Here is a 20,964-nt window from a genome sequence, read left to right on the forward strand (position 1 = left end):
ATCATACTTGTTTATATTACGTTTAATCATAAAATAAAGATACCTGATTTATGATTTTTTTGCACATTCTTCACGTATCACCTGTAATGCTTTCACAATATGCTTCCTGACTGCACTGACACTGATATTTAACTCTTCTGCCACTTCCTGATATTTCTTGCGTTGAATATAACATTCTTCTAAAATATGCCTGGTATGTGGAGTCAGTTTTTCCATTGCCTTGCTGATATGCATCATTCTTTCATCCTGCTCCAGATATTCCGTTTCAACATAACTTTGGGTCAGTTCGGAATAGATTTGTACATACTGTTCATGTATATTCTGATGTCGCAGGAAGTCAATGCTTTTGTTGCGAACGTAAATATATAGATAAGATTTAGCCGTGGCTTTATCTATTTTTGCATAATTGGCCCAAATAAATTCGAAGGCGTCGCTTACGATATCCTTGCTAGCCTCCATATTATTAATCAGGTGAAATGCATAATAATAAAGTTGAGGATAGTACTCTTTAAAAAGAAAATCAAAATCGGCCTTATCTTCCACGTGCTTTAAAAGTGTTGAATAGTAAATAAATCGCGTTGCAAATAAACAAATAATAATTGAGAAAAGCAAAATGGCTTTTATTTTATATTTATCGTATCTTTGTGGCATCATATTTTTTCAATTAATATTCATGTAGGACCTGAAAAGTAATAATGGAGAGTATTTTAATTACAGGCGCGAGTGGTTTTATCGGCAGTTTCATCGTGGAGGAAGCGTTGAAGCGAAAGTTTGGTGTGTGGGCCGGGATTCGTTCTACGAGTAGCAAGCGGTATTTGAAAAACCGGAAAATCCACTTTCTGGAACTGGATTTTGCGCACCCTAATAAACTTCGTGCCCAACTCTCCGGGCATAAAGGCACTTACAACAAATTTGATTATATCATTCATTGCGCCGGTGTTACAAAGTGCCCCGACAAGCACTCTTTTGACTATGTGAATTATCTTCAGACCAAATATTTTATCGATACGTTGAAGGAGCTGAATATGGTTCCGAAACAGTTTATCTATATCAGTACATTGAGTGTGTTCGGACCTGTACGTGAGAAGGACTATACTCCGATAAAAGCGGACGACCCTCCGGTACCCAATACTGCTTATGGACTGAGCAAGCTGAAAGCGGAGTTGTATATTCAGAGTATGCCCGGTTTCCCTTATGTCATTTATCGTCCTACAGGAGTCTATGGACCTCGTGAAGCTGATTACTATCTGATGGCAAAGTCTATCCAGAAACACGTTGATTTCTCGGTCGGTTTCCGTCGTCAGGATTTGACTTTTGTGTATGTGAAAGACATTGTGCAGGCTATTTTCCTGGGAATAGAGAAAAAAGTAGTTCGTAAGGCGTATTTCTTGACAGACGGGAAAGTTTATAAAAGTCGTGCCTTTTCGGATCTGATACAAAAAGAATTGGGTAATCCGTTTGTTCTTCACTTGAAATGTCCATTAATTGTGCTAAAAGTTATATCTTTGTTCGCTGAATTCATTGCTACACGTTCCGGGAGGAGCAGTACCCTGAATTCGGATAAATATAAGATAATGAAACAACGCAACTGGCAATGCGATATAACCCCGGTAATGGATGAACTGGGGTATGTGCCCGAATATGATTTGGAAAAGGGAGTTCGGGAAACCATTGCCTGGTATAAAAATGAAGGATGGCTTTAGACTTATTTAAGCGCATAGAAACCCGGAAAGGGTTGTTTGCTGTGGAAAAGATTACATTGATTTATAATCTGTTGACTTCCATATTGATTCTGTTCCTGTTTCAGCGGATGGATCATCCATGGCACATGTTGCTGGATAGGGCGATGATCGCGGCAATGACTTTTTTATTGATGTATCTTTATCGTCTTGCTCCCTGTAAATTTTCGGCGTTTGTGCGTATTGTTATTCAGATGAGTCTGCTGTCTTACTGGTATCCGGATACTTTCGAGTTCAATCGTTTCTTTCCGAATTTAGATCATGTATTTGCAACTGCCGAACAGTTTATTTTCAATGGTCAGCCTGCTATTTGGTTCTGCCATACGTTTCCACATCTTATAGTCAGCGAGGCATTCAATATGGGATATTTCTTTTATTATCCGATGATGCTGATTGTGGCTCTATTCTATTTCATTTATAAATTTGAGTGGTTCGAGAAGATGTCTTTTGTGCTTGTCACTTCTTTCTTTATTTACTATCTGATTTATATATTCGTTCCTGTTGCAGGCCCTCAATTCTATTTTCCTGCCATTGGTATTGATAATGTATCTAAAGGTATTTTCCCTGCTATTGGTGATTATTTCAATTATAATCAGGAGTTGCTTCCCGGACCGGGCTATCAGCACGGATTTTTTTATAGTTTGGTGGAAGGCTCGCAGCAAGTGGGTGAACGCCCTACGGCGGCATTCCCCAGTTCGCATGTAGGCATTTCTACTATTCTGATGATTATGGCTTGGCGTGGCAGCAAGAAGTTGTTTGCCTGTCTTATACCTTTCTATATGTTGCTCTGTGGGGCTACCGTATATATTCAGGCGCATTATGTGATTGATGCCATTGTTGGTTTTTTCTCTGCATTCCTATTGTATGTAGTCGTAACCTGGATGTTTAAAAAGTGGTTTGCGCAGCCGATGTTTAAATAGAAACCAAAGACCTTGACGTTTTAATTAGATCATGTTATTCTTCAGGAACAAGTACAAGTTCCTGAAGAATAGATATAATAGGTGTTGATTTAAATTTCCGGATTTTCTTTGCGTTGGGAAGTGATTTCATCAAATATCTGGAAAAGCTCTTCTTTTGTTTCTGCTCGTAACATCGCAATACGTGTGTTGCGGAAGTTAGGGATTCCCTTGAATAGAGGGCTTGCGGCCAGATGACGGCGTACATGCAAAATACCTCTACGCTCATCGAGCAGATTAACGCTGTCTACCACTTCCTGACGAAGTACTTCCATACACCATTCAAAACTAAGTGGAGGTAATTCTTCACCTGTCTCTAAATAGTGTTTTACTTCCTTGAATATCCATGGACGACCGAAGCTGGCGCGACCGATCATTACAGCATCTACTCCATAACGGTCAAAACACTCCTTACAGCGTTGAGGATTGGTCACGTCTCCATTACCGATAATGGGAATATGCATTCTCGGATTATTCTTCACTTCGCCTATCAGTGTCCAATCCGCCTCTCCGGTATACATTTGTGCGCGGGTACGGCCATGTATAGTCAATGCGGCTATGCCACAATCTTGCAATTGTTCCGCTAATTCTATAATTACTTTATTGTTTGCATCCCATCCCAAACGAGTCTTCACTGTTACGGGTATTTTCACCGCATCTACGACAGCACGGGTGATCTCCAGCATCTTGGGGATATTTTGTAGCATACCTGCTCCAGCACCTTTTCCAGCTACTCTTTTCACGGGACATCCGAAGTTAATATCCAGAATGTCAGGTTGTGCCTGCTCTACAATCTTGGCAGCTTCCACCATTGTCTCTGTATCTTTCCCGTATATCTGGATGGCGACAGGACGTTCTGCATCGCTGATACTTAGTTTCTGCGCAGTCTTGCTGACAGCGCGTATCAGTGCGTCACTCGATACAAACTCGGTGTACACCATGTCTGCTCCGAATTTCTTGCATATCAGGCGGAAAGCCGGATCGGTTACATCCTCCATCGGGGCAAGTAAGATGGGGTGTTTTCCTAAATCTATATGGGCTATTTTCATATATAATATTACTGCTTATTAAAGTTTTTATTGGTTGCTTTATATTTCTGTTTCGGATGGTTGGGAATTCCGGGGTATAGTCTCTCTATTGTACCGTTTTGAAGCATTCTGGGGATAATAAAATTGATAAGATATTTAAGTGTTTTATGAACTTTTGTTGCTATTTCTTCAATACTAATATAGTCTTGTGATAGCGAAATGATGAGTGCTTGCAATTCTTCAAAAGTCATTCTTTGTTTATTTTGCTTTGAACTCTCCATGTTACTCTTCAGACTCTCCATGTTACTCTTCAGACTCTCCATATTACTTTCCGAGCTCTCCATATTACTTTCCGAGCTTTCCATATTATTCTCTGAACTTTCAACCTTATCTTCCAAAGTTTCAAACTTTCCCTCAGATTCATTAATATGGTATTTCGTTCCTCTGCCATTTCCTTCTGCAATCAAAAATCCTTCATTACAGAGTTTTTTTAGCATCTTTGTGATATCTGAACGATGTTGAGGAACAACGTATTGTAGTTGAGTGTTATTAATCTCATTTTCACTATAACAAGTAACCAAAGCCGTTAACTCATCTTGGGTTAGTTTTTCAATCTTTCCATCAAATAGTTCTTTTAGTTTGATTACAGCATCATCCGGTAATAAACTTATCATAGGTAAAGTTAGTTCCACCTTGTCCGGACGGTTCAATTCTTCAACATACGGTTTTTGCCAGTTAGCTTCTCTCCAACCTTTTATAATCTTATTTACACCGCTACCAGCTTTCTCCGAGAAACCGATTAGCATGAACATTTTTTGTAATGCTTTATTACGGCATACGCTGTCTCCCCCTGAATAATATTGTGTTTTGCTGACCAACATTGTTCCGGGATTCTTGAAGCGGTATTTATCTACCCACTGTTCAACAACAATGTTTCCTTCTTCCGAGAAATCACAATGAATAAGTGTGTTGATAAATGCTTCACGTATTGCAATATGTGTGGGAGTCTCATCAATTCGTATACCATTTCTTATTTGGAAAGGTTTAGGGAGTATGACAGTCAGTTTAGGGTATACTTTGCGATAAAATTGGAAGAGATTTGCTTCCCAAGTTCCGTCCGGGCAGATACGATCTGACCATCTGATAGAATCGTCTGCTCCTAAATGTTCCCTATAATCTGGAAAATAATTAGGAGCGCATTCAGGATCTGTGATACTTTCTGTTTTGCCGAACATAAGTATTCCGGCTAAAGTGAAACCTTCCTCTTTAGTATGCCGGTCTTTACGATACGCTTCCAATTTTGTCAGAAATTCCAGGTCATTCAGGCTAAGCCATGGATGAGATGGTTTCAGATTGGCAAATAGTTGCCTGTATTGTGTCAGGGTTTCCTTATCAATATCTTCTATGGAATAATTGCACAGGATTCTGGAATCACGTGGGTGGTTTTCGTCCGAATCTGCAATCAAGCGTTTCACTTCAGCATCTGTACATTTATAATCGCCTTCATGGTTACGTTTAAATGTATGTCCGCCAAAAGGATTTCTTGTTCTGTAGATAGGACGTTGTATACGGGTTGCACGAGGAACATAAATGAGGAGCAGATTTTTTCCTTTATAACAACCTTCATACAGGTCGTTATCAGAAAGCAGATTCTCATTTACACAATCCGGATTATTAATCTGATTCCAAAAGTCTTTTTTGTACTGGCTGATTTGTTCTTTTGTCAGTCCTTCAATAATGAATTGCTGTTTATACTCTTTCACACCAAGTATAATAACTCCTCCATCTGTATTGGCAAAAGAAGAATAAGTGTCCCATAAACTGTTGGGAAGACCATCTTTGGCAATCTTGAATTCCAAATCTACAGCTTCCTCTTTTTGTATCAACGAGTCTATATAGTCGGTGAAATCCCACTCTTCCAGATTGTTGAGTACGATTGGTTTCTTATTTTCCATTTCTTCTTTCTGCTTTATTCTCTGCAAAAATACGGATAAATTCGTACCTTTGCACACTTCTATCATATTAATGATTATTGGACAGTAAAATGAATATAAAAGATTTTGAAATAATGGCTCCTGTGGGTTCGCGCGAATCTCTTGCTGCGGCCATTCAGGCAGGTGCCGATTCTATCTATTTCGGTATAGAAAACCTGAATATGCGTGCCCGTTCGGCTAATACATTTACGATTGATGATTTGCGGGAAATAGCCCGTACGTGTGACGAGCACGGGATGAAGAGCTACCTGACGGTCAATACGATTATCTATGATAAAGATATCCCTCTGATGCATACCATTGTCGACGCAGCCAAGGAAGCGGGAATTTCTGCGGTGATTGCAGCTGATGTGGCAGTGATGAATTATGCCCGTCAGATAGGACAGGAGGTGCATCTTTCCACCCAGTTGAATATCTCCAATGCGGAGGCCTTGAAATTCTATGCGCAATTTGCAGATGTGGTAGTATTGGCCCGTGAGTTGAATCTGGAACAGGTGGCCGAGATTTATCGTCAGATACAGGAAGAACATATCTGTGGTCCGAGCGGTGAACAACTTCGTATCGAAATGTTCTGCCACGGCGCGCTTTGTATGGCAGTATCGGGTAAATGCTATCTCTCTTTACATGAGATGAATCATTCGGCCAATCGCGGTGCTTGTATGCAGGTATGTCGTCGTTCTTACACGGTTCGTGATAAGGAAACGGATGTGGAACTGGATATTGATAACGAATATATCATGTCTCCCAAAGACTTGAAGACCATCCATTTTATGAATAAAATGTTGGATGCCGGTGTACGTGTATTCAAGATTGAAGGCCGTGCCCGTGGACCTGAATATGTACGTACGGTGGTTGAATGTTACAAAGAAGCTATCAAGGCTTATTTGGATGGAACATTCACCGATGAAAAGATTGCGGCTTGGGATGAACGCCTGAAAACCGTATTCAACCGTGGCTTCTGGGATGGGTATTACTTGGGACAGCGTTTGGGCGAATGGACCAGGAATTATGGTTCGGCAGCTACGGAACGTAAGATTTATGTAGGTAAAGGTATCAAATACTTCTCTAATATCGGAGTTTCCGAATTCCTGGTAGAAGCGGCTGAAGTAAGTGTAGGCGATAAGCTTCTCATTACAGGGCCGACTACCGGTGCCCTATTTATGACTTTGGAAGAAGCTCGTGTTGACTTGGAATCTGTGCAAACAGTGAAGAAGGGACAGCATTTCTCCATGAAATCGGATAAGATACGTCCCAGTGACAAGCTGTATAAACTGGTATCGACCGAAGAATTGAGGAAGTTCAAAGGACTCGACATTGAGCAAAAAAGAGGCTAACTGTTATTTCTCAACTTTTAATTCTCAATTTAAATGAACTATATCTATGAATTGGAAATGAAGGTTCGCGATTACGAATGTGACCTTCAAGGTATTGTCAATAATGCCAATTATCAGCACTATCTGGAACATACCCGCCACGAGTTTCTGACTTCGGTGGGTGTCAGTTTTGCTGCACTTCATGAGCAAGGAGTCGATCCGGTAGTGGCACGTATTAGTATGGCATTCAAGACTCCATTGAAAAGCGGAGATGAGTTTGTCTCGAAACTATATATGAAAAAGGAAGGTATCAAATATGTGTTTTATCAGGATATCTTCCGTAAGAATGATAATAAAGTAGTAGTGAAATCCACTGTTGAGACGGTATGTGTGGTAAACGGACGTTTAAGTGACAGCGAATTGTTCGATAATGTCTTTGCGCCCTACCTGAAATGAACAGCTCGGAAGAAGAACAAATTTATAGTATTGCTCTGACAATGGTGCCCGGTATCGGGCACATAGGAGCAAAACATTTGATAGATGGAATGGGTAATGCCGTTGATGTCTTCCGTCTGCGCAAAGAAATACCGGAACGTATTCCAGAAGTAAGTCAACGGGTGATAGAGGCATTGGATTGTCCGCAAGCTGTGCTCCGCGCCGAACAAGAATATGAATTTATCCGGAAGAATCGGATCTCTTGTCTGTCTTTTCATGATGAGGCTTATCCTTCCCGTTTGCGGGAATGTGAAGATGCCCCTGTCGTTCTTTTCTTTAAAGGAAATGCCGATCTAAATTCCCTTCATATCCTGAATATGGTAGGAACCCGTAATGCTACTGATTATGGGACACAAATCTGCGCCTCTTTTCTGCGGGATCTGAAAGCACTTTGTCCTGAAGTGCTTGTAGTCAGCGGTCTTGCTTATGGAATCGATATTCATGCGCATCGTGAAGCTTTGGCCAATGAATTACCTACAGTAGGTGTTTTAGCTCATGGGCTGGATCGTATTTATCCTCATGTCCACCGGAAAACAGCTGTTGACATGCTTGAAAAAGGGGGATTACTGACCGAATTTCTGTCCGGCACCAATCCCGACCGGCATAACTTTGTCAGCCGTAACCGTATTGTCGCCGGTGTGTGTGATGCTACAATTGTCATTGAATCAGCAGAGAAAGGCGGTTCACTGATTACAGCCGAACTTGCCGAAGGTTATCATCGCGACTGTTTCGCTTTCCCCGGTCGCGTGAATGATGAATATTCAAAAGGATGCAACCTGTTAATCAGAGAAAACAGAGCTTCTTTGTTATTATCAGCCGAAGATTTTGTGAAGGCTATGGGCTGGGAGGTTAGTGCTCATTCGGCAAAAGTGGCAAATGTGCAGCGTAGTCTTTTTCTTGATTTGTCTGAAGAGGAGCAAAAGGTTATTGAAATTCTTGAGAAACGAGGCGATTTACAGATTAATACATTAGTAGTTGAAGCGGATATTCCCGTGCAGAAAATGAATACGATTCTTTTCGAGCTTGAAATGAAAGGTGTAGTTCGTGTGTTGGTAGGGGGAATGTACCAGTTATTATAGTAATTTCCTGATAATTTGTATACTTTATATTGTGGAGAAACAGAAACCTTTTCGTATTTTTGGCAAAATTTCGAAGGTACAATGAGCATGGCAAAAAAGACAAAAGCAGATAAAAAGACGAAAAGCACAGTGAATAAAGTTTCTTATCATTATCGACCGGACAATATGACTTTGCAAGACTGGCAGATTGCTTTGCGGAGGCAGGCGGCAATGAAAGAGAAGTTTGTAATATTTGAGAGAGACAAAAAAGAATATCCCGGTTATTATACGGTGATAAATCCTACATCCGGCAATGAATATAATGTGGTATATAGAGGACATCAGAGTCCTTGGAATTATTGTTCGTGTATGGATTTTAAGGCAAGCCAATTGGGTACTTGCAAACATTTGGAAGGAGTCAAACTATGGATTAGAGAGAAAAGACGTAAAGTTTGCCGTGTCACGCCACCGTATTCTTCCGTATACCTGTCTTATCAGGGAGAGCGTAAAGTTTGCTTGCGAATCGGTACGGACAATGAGGAGGAGTTCCGCAAACTGGCAAGTCCTTATTTTACTCCCGACGGAGTGATGCGCCCTGCCGCCATTGACTCGATAACTGAATTCTTGAGGGCTGCTACCCGCCTGAATAACACATTCCGTTGGTATCCCGACGCACTGGGATTTATACTTGAACAGCGTGATTTGCGGCGGCGGTCGCAATTGCTACCGGACTATGCTTCGGACACAGCATTGGACACATTGCTGAAAACAAAACTTTACCCTTATCAGAAAGAAGGAATCCGTTTTGCTTTTCGTGCCGGAAAATCTATCATCGCGGATGAAATGGGACTGGGCAAAACTATCCAGGCTATTGGAACGGCTGAACTGATGAGGAAGCATCAGTTTATATCTTCCGCTCTGATTATATGCCCTACATCATTGAAATATCAATGGAAAAAGGAAATAGAGCGTTTTACCGATGCCAAGGCTATTGTGGTAGAAGGAAATCACCTGACCAGGAAAGTGCTATATGGAGCGGAAGAATTTTATAAGATAGTGTCTTACAACAGTGTGTGCAATGATATTAAAATCTTGAAGTCTCTTCATACTGATTTCCTTATCATGGATGAAGTGCAGCGTCTGAAGAACTGGAATACTCAAATATCCAAAGCAGCCCGTCATATTGAGTCGGATTATTCGGTTATTTTATCCGGTACTCCATTGGAGAATAAGTTGGAGGAACTTTATTCCATCATGCAGTTTGTCGACCAGTTTTGTTTGGGACCTTATTATCAGTTTCTTGACCAGACTGTTGTCCGGTCGGATACGGGTAAGGTGGTTTCTTACAAGAATCTGAATGCCATTGGCGAGCAGATGAAGAACGTACTGATTCGCCGCCGGAAAAAAGATGTAGCTCTCCAGTTGCCCGGGCGGATGGATAAAGTTCTGTTTGTGCCGATGACTGAGCAACAGAGGAATATGCATGATGAATATCAGTCTATCGTGTCGCAACTAGTATTCAAATGGACGAAAACCCGTTTCCTGAGTGAGAAAGACCGGAAGCGGCTATTGTTGATGCTTAGCCAGATGCGTATGCTTTGCGACAGCACTTATATTCTTGACCAGAAAACCCGTTATGATACGAAGGTGGAGGAAACGCTGAATATTCTCAGGAATGTCTTTGAGAGTGGAGATGAGAAGGTGGTTATTTTCAGCCAATGGGAGAGGATGACTCGTCTGATAGCGAAAGAACTGGACGTTTTAGGTGTCCGGTATGAGTATCTTCATGGGGGGATTCCTTCCGAAGCCCGTAAAAATCTGACGGATAACTTTACCGAACTGCCGGAAAGCCGCGTCTTTCTGTCAACTGATGCCGGAAGTACAGGGCTGAATCTGCAAGTTGCGTCTATACTTATCAATCTCGATTTGCCTTGGAATCCGGCCGTTCTCGAGCAGCGTATTGCCCGTATTTATCGTATCGGTCAGAAAAAGAATATCCAGGTTATCAATCTTGTTGCCAGCCAGACTATTGAAGAGAGGATGTTGTCTACCCTCAACTTCAAAACTTCTCTTTTTGAGGGTATCCTTGATAATGGTGAAGATACCATCTTCTTGGAAAACAGCAAGTTCGACAAGATGATGGATAGTCTCAAGGTGGTGGCCGAACCGTCTGAAGAAGTGGACGGAGCGCATAATCGTATGGCGGGCTGCAGTATTGATTTGAATGATAATGAAGAGAAAGTTGTGGAGGAAACGGCTGTTTTGCAAACGACGGACACGGATTCATTGGCATTGCTTGAGGAAGAAACACCTGAAGAAGGAGTAACAGAGGTGAGTACGGAAAAGAAGTCTTCTGTATCTGCGGCAGATAATAATCCGGAGCAATTGCTTCAGCAGGGATTTTCTTTCCTTAGCGGACTGGCACGTACGCTTAGTTCGCCAGAAGCTACTCAGAGATTGGTTGATTCTATTGTAGAGGAAGATAAGGAGACAGGTCGGACTAGTATTCGGATACCTGTATCTGATAAAGAGAGTGTAGTGGGGATTCTGAATTTGTTCGGGAAGCTGTTGGCGGCAGGGAATAAGACATAAAAAAAGGAGCAACGCCTTGCTCCAACCTTTGTTAACCTTAAATCTAATACTATGAAAAAAATCACATGACAAATATAAGCCTTCTTCTTGCCCTTTCCAAATAATTTTGTTGTATTTGTTTCTCTTTTGAATTCTTTTACGGATTTTCACTGTTAACGGGCACAATATGCTTCCATTCCCAGTGATGTTCGAGATTCTGTATAGCTTTATTGCTGAGTTTGCTTTAAATTTCTTCACATACCGGCATATCCATTCCCTTATACACCACCACAATCTTATGAAGTTGTGTGGCATCGACCGCATTCTTCACCGTCTCGGTTTCTGCATAGCGGTTAGCTTGTGTAATCCCTTCCAGACGCAGTTCTTCCACACGGCTTTCGGGGTCTTTATATTTGGCGTATTTCAGTTCTACAATGTAGCTGTGCTTCATGCCAGAATAGATATCCAGTAGCGGACAGAGGAAAATATCGACATATCCTGCCTGTGTATCCTGTTCGGAAATGGGACGGTAGAAGCGGTTCTGTGCCGTCATGGCAAGCGTAAAGCCGTGGACAAAAAGTTCACCTTTCTGTTTGTCGCGTTGGGAAGTGTAACGTTTCAGGCAGTCGGCAATATAACCGAAATAGGCTTTCCAGTTAGCGTGGTAGGCAAGGGTGCTGGCAGTTCGTTCTTCTCGTAACCGCTGAAACTGAGATCGGCTTCGTCATAAGTACTCAGCAGATAGGTGTAGATTTGTTCGCGGACTACCTGATTGGGGATGGTAAGTTTAGTCTTTCCTTCATACATACCACTGATAGTAAGCATGCCGAAATAATAGAGCAGGCTCACAAAGTTGTCGGGGTTGGTGATCCCTGGGTGCTTTGCCTCGTTGAATATAATTCTTGACGAAGTAGAGCACCATATTTGAGTTGTGCATGGTGGTTTCGCCATAACATTCTTCCGTAAAGCAGTAGTTGTCATACCAGGGTTTTATTATTTCTATCAATTCGTCCACCGTATCTTGTGGCAGATAGTCGGCATATATTTTGCAGAAGTTCTCAAAGGTGGTGCCACAATGCGCATCCAGCCTCTTTCGGTAGTTGTGCAGTTCACCGACTATTCCGGAGAAGTTGAGATACAGCACCAAATACCTGTTCCGGTCAGGGGGTAGGGTGTTTTCCGATGTAAAGGTCGTCAAACAGGGCATCGAACTTATTCTTGGCAAGTATATCATAATAATGTTGCAACATATTTACTGTAAGACTTTTGCCGAAACGGCACGGGCGAATAAAGAAGAAAAACTTGTCTGCCTCTTCTATCATGGGGATAAACCGGATTTTGTCCACATAGTAACAGTCGTCGCGGCGGATTACTGCGAAGTTCATCATGCCGTATGGGATACGTTTTCTGCGCGGTATTATATATTCTTCCATAATTTAGTTAGTTTTGTCTTAAAAGTGTCTTTAGAGTAGTAGTGATGCACAGAGAATCGATTTATGATCGGCAATCTGTGCATCTTTTATTGTATATATGTCAGTAAAGCATTTCTTTTTTAAACCATACTCCAAATACTGGATCTGCAAGAACTATCTCTTTTCCATTTGTCTCTATGAGCTCCTTTTGTAGTAATGCATTTTTTAAGCGGACAATATTGGCCGATGTTCCTAAATTGTATTTTGAAATGACTTCTTTGCTGCTGAATTTAGTGTGTATTCCATCAACAATTGCTTTTAGAAAATTCATTTGATAGGCAGAAAGGTTTTCTGTTTCACTTTGGAATAGAATATTGTTTTGGTCGAGTAGGTCTTCCAATGCATAAGAAAGTTGTTCTGTGGTTGCCGTATTAATGGTACGTATCCAAAGTAGCCAGGAAAGTTGCTGTACATAAGACGAATGGTTGTCTACAAGGCGGCAGATTTCTTCTGCAAGTTCGGGAGAAATGTGTTTTCCTGTATTTTCAAATCGTTTGCATATATATTCAATCCAGTATTTTGTTTCTATTTTTGCGAGATAGATAGCATCTCCAAATTTATAGAATGGTAAATTCTTCTTTTCAAAGAGTTCGTTCATTAAATGCTTTTTACTTCCGAAAAGACAATATGAGACATGTTGTTGTAATTGCCATACGCTACGTAGCTTTTTCTGAAACGTTTTGGAATCTTCGAAATCCGAAATTTGTTGGAACTCATCAATGCAAATGACTATCTGTATTCCTTTCTCTATTGCAATTTTTTCGGGTAACTGTAAGATGTCATTCTCCGTATTATTTTGCATGTTGTACTCGAATGATATAGAGAAATCGTTCATCGGATCTGCTCCGATAGAGATTTTGGGATTGATGTGTGAGAGGAATTGTTTAGTATTCTCTATCCATTCCTCCCATTTGGAAGAAGTTTGTTTTAAGATAGAAGTGGCAAAGAGACGATAAAACTCATTTTCGGTGCGACAGGAAAAAATGTCTATGTAGACCACTTTTCTCTTGCTATCTTGTGATAGCTGGGCTACTTTCTTAACTAGTGATGTTTTTCCCCATCTTCTAGGAGAAATAAGCACTGTATTTACACCATGTGCAAAGTTTAGGAGTAAACGTTGAGTCTCTTTTTCGCGATCTGTAAAGTTATCTCCGGAAGTGGCTACACCAAAAACAAACGGCTTTTCCATAACTATTCTTTATTATTCTTATTGGGCAAATATAGTGATTCTTTGAAATACTAACAAGTTTGTTACTAACAATGTTGTTACTAATAGACTTGTTAGTATTCTTAAAAGAATAAATGCGAACATAAAACAATTTGATTTGTTATTTATAGTAAATGGATCTATGTGGAGGTGGTTTTCTTGCATTATGATATTAAACATCTCTTTATATCTATTTTTTAAGGTGATTGTTTGACTATATGTCAGTTTAAACCTTTATATTTGTATATGTGAAGTTAACCGAAGAAAAAATCACTTATTATTGGCTATGATGAAAAAGGAAATTAAATTCAGTCTTGTTTATCGGGACATGTGGCAATCTTCCGGTAAATATCAACCTCGGGTTGATCAGCTTGTTCGTATCGCTCCTTTGATTATTGAGATGGGCTGTTTTGCCAGAGTTGAAACGAATGGCGGTGCTTTTGAGCAAGTGAATCTGTTGTACGGCGAAAATCCTAATAAGGCTGTCCGTGCTTTTACCGCACCTTTTAAAGAAGCGGGTATTCAAACGCATATGCTCGATCGCGGATTGAATGCGTTGCGCATGTATCCGGTTCCGGCAGATGTGCGTAAATTGATGTATAAAGTCAAGCATGCGCAAGGAGTGGACATCACACGCATTTTCTGTGGACTGAACGAAACAAGAAATATCATTCCTTCTATTAAATATGCTTTGGAAGCAGGTATGATTCCGCAGGCAACTCTTTGTATCACCTATTCTCCCGTACACACTGTTGAGTATTATGCCCGAATTGCCGATCAACTGATTGAGGCCGGTGCACCTGAAATATGCTTGAAGGATATGGCGGGTATCGGTCGTCCGGGTATGTTAGGAGAATTGGTCAGGACTATCAAGGAGAAACATCCGGATATATTGATTCAATATCATGGTCATAGCGGACCGGGATTGTCTATGGCTTCTATTCTTGAAGTTTGTGAGAATGGTGCGGATATCATTGATGTGGCTATGGAACCGATGTCCTGGGGCAAAGTGCATCCGGACGTAATCTCTGTGCAGGCTATGTTGAAAGATTTAGGCTTCCAGGTTCCCGACATAAATATGAAAGCATATATGAAAGCTCGTGCCATGACGCAAGAATTCATTGATGATTTTCTGGGTTATTTTATGGATCCTACCAATAAATACATGTCTTCACTTCTACTGAAGTGTGGTTTACCGGGTGGTATGATGGGTTCCATGATGGCAGACTTGAAAGGAGTGCATTCCGGTATCAATATGATATTAAGGAGTAAGAATGAGCCGGAACTTAGTCTGGATGATCTGCTTGTGATGCTTTTTGATGAAGTGGAATATGTATGGCCTAAGCTGGGGTATCCTCCTTTGGTGACTCCTTTCAGCCAGTATGTGAAGAATGTTGCATTAATGAATCTTATGCAGCAGGTAAAAGGGGAAGATCGCTGGACAATGATAGATAACCACACTTGGGATATGATTCTGGGTAAAAGTGGACGTCTTCCGGGTAAGCTCGCTCCGGAGATTATAGAGTTGGCGGAATCTAAAGGATATGAATTTGTCGATACCGACCCGCAGTTGAATTATCCGGATGCTTTGGATGAATATCGAAAGGAAATGGATGAAAATGGCTGGGAATATGGAGAGGATGACGAGGAACTTTTCGAACTGGCCATGCACGATCGCCAGTATCGTGATTATAAGTCCGGGGTTGCCAAAAAGCGTTTTGAGGAAGAGTTACAACATGCTAAAGATGCAGCAATGGCAAAGAACGGATATTCGGAAGAGGAAATTAAGAAATTGAAACGTGCCAAAGCAGACCCGGTCATTGCTCCTGATAACGGGCAGGTACTTTGGGAAGTTTCCGTAGAGGGACCATCCATTGCTCCATTCATCGGACGTAAATATCAGCATGACGAAGTTTTTTGTTATCTTTCTACCCCGTGGGGAGAATATGAAAAGATTCTGACCGGATTTACCGGAAGGGTTGTGGAGATATGTGCACAGCAAGGTGCCAATGTACATAAAGGAGATGTAATAGGTTATATTTTACGGAGTGATATTTTTGCGTAGACTCTTATAAGAGTTAGGGTATAGGTAACTCAATAAAGAATTTTAGGGACTGTCTAACAAGTCTTTTTTTAACGATTTCACCCTTGTCAGAGTTTGAACTCTAACAGGGGTGATTTCTAATTTTAGGGATTTGTTAGACAGCCCCTTTCTTTTGCATATAAATTCTGTAAAGACGATCATGGAAATTCTTATTTGTTGTAACTGAATGGATATTTATCGGTAGTAGAATGGAATGTTTAATATGGAATGAGCGTATTTTGTAAAAAATGCGATGATCAGAGCAAAAAAAACGGACTTATTTTGTTCTTTCTATAATTAAGTACAATTGCTTGAATTTCACGATTGGACGGCCAAGGTAGCTGGAGGTGCTGTAACCGTTCGCTTTTGCCCAATCTACGACTTTGTTACGCTGCTTTTCCGGATAGTAGATTGTAAGTAGTTTTTTCTCTATTTGCTCTCGCCATGATTCTGGTAAACTTATGTTGTTAAGGTGGCTAATTGAGGCAATGCCAAGAGCGAGAGCAACGACACTATGGGTGAAGTCTCCACTTTCGGGTGTGGGCTCTATCTGTAAATTTTGTTTCACTCCATCCACGAGGCTCTTGATAGCAAGAATATCTTGGGTGAGGTTGAGTTCTGAGATGAAATCAACCTCTACTTTTGCTAATTGATGAAATAGATCTCCTTTCTCTGCGCCAAGTAGTTTTAAACCCCAATCAATTTGGAAACACAGAGATTCTACAGCTCTCTTTATACTGAGAGCATCTTTTTTCTTTGGATTTTTTTTGTATGCCATGACGAATAGAATGTTAAAATGAGTGTGCAAAAATAATGGTGAAGTATGCAGAAACGTTGCACACATAAAAAAAATTGCTATAAATTAATATATTTAGGTGGTATGCAGTTTTTTTGCATACAAAAAAGTTAACTTTGTACTAAATAAGATTATGAATTCTACCCTATAAAACATGCTATCAAGATATCTAAAGTAGGAAAAACAATTAGATGAGATATACAAAAAGGGTTTAAGCAATTGAATAATAAAAAATAGTAATAATATTTTGAAAATCACGGAAGTTTAGAAAATGATAAGTAAAACCTTCAACCGCTATATCTGGTTGCTCAACACGCTGCTTCAGCATCGCAGATTAACTTTTGAGGAGATAAGCTGTCGATGGAAAGATAGTTGTCTCGGTGATGGTAGACCGCTTGCATTACGTACATTCCACATGCATAGAGAAGCTATTGCAGAACTTTTTGGTGTAGAGGTCGAATGTGATACATCCAGCTATGAGTATTATATTTCTTCTTCTAGTCAACTGAAAAATGACAAGACTCGTCAGTGGTTGCTTAACTCCTTCACTGTGTCTAACATGATAGAAGCAGGGCGCAACATGAAAGATCGAATTTTGTTTGAGGAAATTCCTGAAGGAACTGAATATCTCCAAACAGTCATAGATGCAATGCAACGAAAAAAGGAATTGAAGATTGATTATAAACCTTTCAATGGTCATCAGTCAATATTTCACTTGCAGCCATACGCTATGAAGGTTTACCATCAGCGTTGGTATGTAGTCGGCTATCTCAAAGAGCAGGAGGGAATAAGGAATATTGCCCTTGATCGTATTTTGGAAATGGAATTGACAGATGACTCATTTATACTTCCCAATGATTTTGATGCAGAAGAATATTATGCTCATACAGTTGGCATATTTGTCAATGGCAAATTGAAGCCACAGAAAGTAGTTGTTCGGGTATTCGGTGTTCATGTAGAGTATATGCGTTCTCTGCCACTGCATTTCTCTCAACAAGAGATAAAAACAGAACACAAAGAGTACAGCGACTTTGAATACCAACTTTGCTTAACTCCAGAGCTAACAAGTCAGCTACTTGCTATGGGTGAAAAGATCGAAGTTATGGAACCAATAGGGCTGCGTGAAGAAATTAGAAAACGACTTTTTGCTGCCATAAATAGATATAAATAGGAAAATAATGGCGTGCAGAGTCTTAGCAGAGATCAATAATACATAGTTATAAACTCTAAATGAAGAAATTGAAAATGGTTAATAATTACACAATAAAAACAACCTATTACGATAGGAAAATGGATGAAAAGTTGCTAACCCAAATAAACGAGCGGTTTCCTTGGATCATCAGTTATGTTAAATCACATAATTGTTTAGATTTCCAGACTGGAAATGATCCTAAAACTAATCGTTCTTGGTTTTCTATATATAGAGGTACTGGACGTATACTAACCTTTCGTAGTCATTCGGGTAAAGTTAATGAAATATGTGATGTAGCCGAGGCTTACAAAGAATTAATGCAACCAGATTTTTTTAGAAATCCAACACCGGATCAGTTTGATACATATTTAGCGAAAATCGCTTCCACGGAAAAGTTCAAAAGATACTATAATACAGATGTTTACAATGAAGGATATTATCAGACATTAATAGGACGTCGTTATACGTTTGGAATTAAAGATACTGATGATTTTATTCTTTTTGACAAGGAACTAGTTATCGGTTTTAAAACAAAAGGCATAAAAGATGAATGGAATAAGGAAATTGTAGACCAACAAACATTGAAAATTAAACAATTAAGAAAAACGTACAATGGAGAACTTCCTGAAAATATAAAACCTGAGTATGGTGAATTTGACTTCCTTGGTCTAAATACTAATGGAGATATATTGATAATGGAACTTAAACAAAATGATCCTACTAAGACTGCATTGTCGCCCATTCAAACTTCATATTACTATCTACAGTTTCAAAAATTAGCTAGAGAAGATGATAAGTTGTACCAACGAATAAAAGCAATGATCGAGCAAAAAATAGATTATGGACTTATCGGTTCCAGTTACAAAAATAAAATACCATTAAAGCTTTCCGGAAGAATAATACCGTGTGTAATTGTGGGAGAAGACAGTAATTTGTCTAAAACAATCTGCGAAAGATATAGATTTATTCGTGATTTATTTTTGCCAGAAATGAAAGCATACACATGCACACCTAAGGAGGGTACTCTCGTTACATCAAAAAACTTAGAAAACAGAATGAATCTTATTATTCATCGTGGGGCTGACCAGATAGGTGGTTGTATTACAGAAATATCGACTGAGAATTGTAAAATTCTTATAGACTTCGGTAGCAATCTTCCTGGTTGCAAAAAAGAAGAACTGACAGAAGAACAAGTAAAATCAATCATAGGAAATGCTGATGCCGTATTCTATACACATTATCATAGTGATCATGTTGGTTTGCACCATCTGATACCAACAAATGTCCTTCAATATATAGGAGTAGGAGCAAAAGAAGTTATGCTCTGCAAATATGACGCTTTGAGGGGGCACGGAGATTACTCCAAACAGATTGAAGCGATAGAGCGTATGGAAACCTATTGTGCGGCAAAACGTATTGATGTCAGTAAGAAAGGGAAGATTTTCGTTACTCCTTATTTTGTTAGTCATTCTGCTTTTGATGCATATATGTTCTTAATAGAATGTGAGGGAAAGAAGATATTGCACACAGGAGATTTTCGCAGACATGGCTATATTGGCAAAGGTCTTTTTCCTACTTTGAAGAAGAATGTGGGAGAAGTTGACATACTTATAACAGAAGGAACAATGTTAGGGAGAAGTCAAGAATGTGTGATTTCAGAGAGCGAAATACAGAAGAATATTATAAAGGCATTGCGTGAACACAAGTATGTCTTTGCCTTGTGTTCGTCAACTGACCTTGACCGGCTTGCAACATTCCATGCGGCGTGTAAAAAGACTGGACGTATATTCTTAGTTGATGAGTATCAAAATAGGGTCCTTAATGTATTCACGAAATATGCAGGATGCAAATCTGATTTATTCCAGTTTAATGCTTTCAAGCTAATCAATTATAGAACTGTCAATGTTAGAAACAAGCTACAGAAGGAAGGGTTCTTAATGCCAATTCGAATGAGCAGTGGCTATTTGCTTAAGGGAATGCTCGATATATATAATGATGAAAAACCGTGGTTGATATATTCTATGTGGGGTGGCTATGCAAAAGAGGGTAAAAACTACACAAACAGCGATGTTATAAATATCCGTAATCTGTTTGGCGATAGAATATTAGATGGAACAATGGATGGTGTTCACACAAGTGGACACGCTGATGTTGAAACATTAAAAGAAGTCTGTCAAACTGTTCATCCTCGTATTGGAGTCATACCTATACATAAAGATGAGAACTCACGATATGATAGCATTAGTGGAATTTCTTCATACTTTATATTCGACGAAGGTGATGTTGACATACATGACATTCATATTTCTGTAAAATGAAAATACTTCAAATTTCTGATACACATAATCAGCATCGGCAGTTGACCGATCTTCCAGCTGCTGATGTCATTGTACACTGTGGCGATTTTACGGACAATGGTACAGAGGAAGAAGTGCTTAACTTTCTCAACTGGTTCATCGAATTACCCTATCCTCACAAAATCTTCATAACTGGTAATCATGACCTTTGTCTTTGGGAGGCTGAAGGCATTGAAGATTTGCCTAATAATGTATACTTCCTTCAAGATTGTGAATGTGAGATTGATGGTATTAAGTTCTTTGGTTTGGCATATAACCATCCTGAGACTTTGATACCAAATGATGTTGATGTGCTCATTACCCATGAACCTCCTATCATGATACTTGATGAATCAGCAGGAATTCACTGGGGAAATGCATTACTTCGAAACAAGGTTTACGAGGTAAAGCCACATTATCATTTGTTCGGTCACGCTCACGAAGGATATGGTACATTCAAGGATGAGCACATCATTTTCTCAAATGGGGCAATACTTGATGACCACTACAACTCTTGCTATAAACCTAAACTGATTATCTACAAATAGGTCGAAACTATAGTTTTCCCAATAGTTGTTGACTGACAAGACAAGCTTTTAACTAGTAGATACACAGAGAATCGATTTATAGTCGATAATCTGTGTATCTTTTTTTATTTATGACTGACTTTAGTTATCCAAACTTGCAAAATCGTTCCAATCGTTTCACAGAACCTTTCATGCCT

The 20,964-nt window shown here is 39.8% G+C and carries 15 protein-coding genes and 1 pseudogene; 10 read left to right on the forward strand and 6 right to left on the reverse strand.

Going from position 1 to position 20,964, the window contains the following annotated elements:
* Nucleotides 1-48 precede the first annotated feature (48 nt).
* Nucleotides 49-651, reverse strand: a complete 603-nt coding sequence (locus DW173_RS10200) for an RNA polymerase sigma-70 factor (protein ID WP_008023434.1) — start codon at nt 649-651, stop codon at nt 49-51.
* A 44-nt stretch (nt 652-695) separates the two neighbouring features.
* Here DW173_RS10200 and DW173_RS10205 point away from each other — a divergent pair, with 44 nt between their 5' ends.
* Nucleotides 696-1,703, forward strand: a complete 1,008-nt coding sequence (locus DW173_RS10205) for an NAD-dependent epimerase/dehydratase family protein (RefSeq protein WP_008023433.1) — start codon at nt 696-698, stop codon at nt 1,701-1,703.
* Nucleotides 1,694-2,659, forward strand: a complete 966-nt coding sequence (locus tag DW173_RS10210; protein WP_049701384.1) for a phosphatase PAP2 family protein — start codon at nt 1,694-1,696, stop codon at nt 2,657-2,659. The genes DW173_RS10205 and DW173_RS10210 overlap by 10 nt, the downstream gene beginning before the upstream one ends.
* 89 nt (nt 2,660-2,748) lie before the next feature.
* Here the strand turns inward: DW173_RS10210 and dusB are convergent, their stop codons facing one another.
* Both dusB and DW173_RS10220 read right to left on the reverse strand, forming a co-directional pair.
* Entirely contained in the window at nt 2,749-3,744 is a 996-nt protein-coding gene (dusB, locus tag DW173_RS10215) for a tRNA dihydrouridine synthase DusB (RefSeq protein ID WP_120144399.1), read from the reverse strand.
* Between the two features lie 8 nt (nt 3,745-3,752).
* Complete coding sequence (locus DW173_RS10220; RefSeq protein WP_049701383.1) at nt 3,753-5,744, reverse strand: RNA-binding domain-containing protein; 1,992 nt, start codon at nt 5,742-5,744, stop codon at nt 3,753-3,755.
* Between the two features lie 23 nt (nt 5,745-5,767).
* Here DW173_RS10220 and DW173_RS10225 point away from each other — a divergent pair, with 23 nt between their 5' ends.
* The 4 genes from DW173_RS10225 to DW173_RS10240 all read left to right on the forward strand — a co-directional run bounded on the left by DW173_RS10225 (nt 5,768) and on the right by DW173_RS10240 (nt 11,175).
* Nucleotides 5,768-7,051 (forward strand): peptidase U32 family protein, encoded by a 1,284-nt coding sequence (locus DW173_RS10225; protein WP_120144400.1) that lies wholly within the window; start codon nt 5,768-5,770, stop codon nt 7,049-7,051.
* Between the two features lie 33 nt (nt 7,052-7,084).
* Entirely contained in the window at nt 7,085-7,486 is a 402-nt protein-coding gene (locus tag DW173_RS10230; protein ID WP_007757582.1) for an acyl-CoA thioesterase, read from the forward strand.
* Nucleotides 7,483-8,604 carry a DNA-processing protein DprA gene (gene dprA / locus DW173_RS10235; protein ID WP_004317027.1) on the forward strand — a complete coding sequence of 374 codons (1,122 nt, stop codon included), beginning with the start codon at nt 7,483-7,485 and terminating at the stop codon, nt 8,602-8,604. Before DW173_RS10230 ends, dprA begins: the two co-directional genes overlap by 4 nt.
* Nucleotides 8,605-8,691: 87 nt before the next feature.
* On the forward strand, nt 8,692-11,175 hold the full coding sequence (locus tag DW173_RS10240; RefSeq protein ID WP_008016071.1) for a DEAD/DEAH box helicase: 2,484 nt from the start codon (nt 8,692-8,694) through the stop codon (nt 11,173-11,175).
* A gap of 223 nt (nt 11,176-11,398) precedes the next feature.
* Here DW173_RS10240 and DW173_RS10245 read toward each other — a convergent pair.
* Both DW173_RS10245 and DW173_RS10250 read right to left on the reverse strand, forming a co-directional pair.
* Nucleotides 11,399-12,542 (reverse strand): annotated as a pseudogene (locus tag DW173_RS10245) (AAA family ATPase).
* Between the two features lie 145 nt (nt 12,543-12,687).
* A complete protein-coding gene (locus tag DW173_RS10250) occupies nt 12,688-13,815 on the reverse strand; it encodes an AAA family ATPase (RefSeq protein ID WP_004317037.1) in 1,128 nt (375 codons plus the stop codon).
* 307 nt (nt 13,816-14,122) lie between these two features.
* Here DW173_RS10250 and DW173_RS10255 point away from each other — a divergent pair, with 307 nt between their 5' ends.
* Nucleotides 14,123-15,898, forward strand: a complete 1,776-nt coding sequence (locus DW173_RS10255; protein WP_118195540.1) for an oxaloacetate decarboxylase — start codon at nt 14,123-14,125, stop codon at nt 15,896-15,898.
* Nucleotides 15,899-16,193: 295 nt separating this feature from the next.
* Here the strand turns inward: DW173_RS10255 and DW173_RS10260 are convergent, their stop codons facing one another.
* Nucleotides 16,194-16,694 (reverse strand): hypothetical protein, encoded by a 501-nt coding sequence (locus DW173_RS10260; protein WP_008997593.1) that lies wholly within the window; start codon nt 16,692-16,694, stop codon nt 16,194-16,196.
* Nucleotides 16,695-16,983: 289 nt separating this feature from the next.
* Between DW173_RS10260 and DW173_RS10265 the strand changes: the two genes are divergently transcribed.
* From DW173_RS10265 to DW173_RS10280, 3 genes are read left to right on the forward strand one after another with little or no spacing between them, the layout of a single operon-like run.
* Entirely contained in the window at nt 16,984-17,883 is a 900-nt protein-coding gene (locus DW173_RS10265; protein ID WP_008770528.1) for a helix-turn-helix transcriptional regulator, read from the forward strand.
* A 59-nt stretch (nt 17,884-17,942) separates the two neighbouring features.
* The gene (locus tag DW173_RS24145; protein WP_225739727.1) at nt 17,943-20,222 is read left to right on the forward strand and encodes an MBL fold metallo-hydrolase; all 2,280 of its coding nucleotides are present in this window, start codon (nt 17,943-17,945) and stop codon (nt 20,220-20,222) included.
* Entirely contained in the window at nt 20,219-20,788 is a 570-nt protein-coding gene (locus DW173_RS10280; protein WP_120144401.1) for a metallophosphatase domain-containing protein, read from the forward strand. The genes DW173_RS24145 and DW173_RS10280 overlap by 4 nt, the downstream gene beginning before the upstream one ends.
* Nucleotides 20,789-20,964: the final 176 nt, after the last annotated feature.

It is taken from the genome of Bacteroides sp. AM16-13 (assembly GCF_003602705.1).
In the GTDB taxonomy this organism is placed as follows: Bacteria; Bacteroidota; Bacteroidia; order Bacteroidales; family Bacteroidaceae; genus Bacteroides; species Bacteroides xylanisolvens.

Bases quoted from the DNA above. Each gene is read 5' to 3' on its own strand.
- DW173_RS10200 (WP_008023434.1), bottom strand. From the start codon at position 651: ATGCCACAAAGATACGATAAATATAAAATAAAAGCCATTTTGCTTTTC.
- DW173_RS10205 (WP_008023433.1), top strand. From the start codon at position 696: ATGGAGAGTATTTTAATTACAGGCGCGAGTGGTTTTATCGGCAGTTTC.
- DW173_RS10210 (WP_049701384.1), top strand. From the start codon at position 1,694: ATGGCTTTAGACTTATTTAAGCGCATAGAAACCCGGAAAGGGTTGTTT.
- dusB (WP_120144399.1), bottom strand. From the start codon at position 3,744: ATGAAAATAGCCCATATAGATTTAGGAAAACACCCCATCTTACTTGCC.
- DW173_RS10220 (WP_049701383.1), bottom strand. From the start codon at position 5,744: ATGATAGAAGTGTGCAAAGGTACGAATTTATCCGTATTTTTGCAGAGA.
- DW173_RS10225 (WP_120144400.1), top strand. From the start codon at position 5,768: ATGAATATAAAAGATTTTGAAATAATGGCTCCTGTGGGTTCGCGCGAA.
- DW173_RS10230 (WP_007757582.1), top strand. From the start codon at position 7,085: ATGAACTATATCTATGAATTGGAAATGAAGGTTCGCGATTACGAATGT.
- dprA (WP_004317027.1), top strand. From the start codon at position 7,483: ATGAACAGCTCGGAAGAAGAACAAATTTATAGTATTGCTCTGACAATG.
- DW173_RS10240 (WP_008016071.1), top strand. From the start codon at position 8,692: ATGGCAAAAAAGACAAAAGCAGATAAAAAGACGAAAAGCACAGTGAAT.
- DW173_RS10250 (WP_004317037.1), bottom strand. From the start codon at position 13,815: ATGGAAAAGCCGTTTGTTTTTGGTGTAGCCACTTCCGGAGATAACTTT.
- DW173_RS10255 (WP_118195540.1), top strand. From the start codon at position 14,123: ATGAAAAAGGAAATTAAATTCAGTCTTGTTTATCGGGACATGTGGCAA.
- DW173_RS10260 (WP_008997593.1), bottom strand. From the start codon at position 16,694: ATGGCATACAAAAAAAATCCAAAGAAAAAAGATGCTCTCAGTATAAAG.
- DW173_RS10265 (WP_008770528.1), top strand. From the start codon at position 16,984: ATGATAAGTAAAACCTTCAACCGCTATATCTGGTTGCTCAACACGCTG.
- DW173_RS24145 (WP_225739727.1), top strand. From the start codon at position 17,943: ATGAAGAAATTGAAAATGGTTAATAATTACACAATAAAAACAACCTAT.
- DW173_RS10280 (WP_120144401.1), top strand. From the start codon at position 20,219: ATGAAAATACTTCAAATTTCTGATACACATAATCAGCATCGGCAGTTG.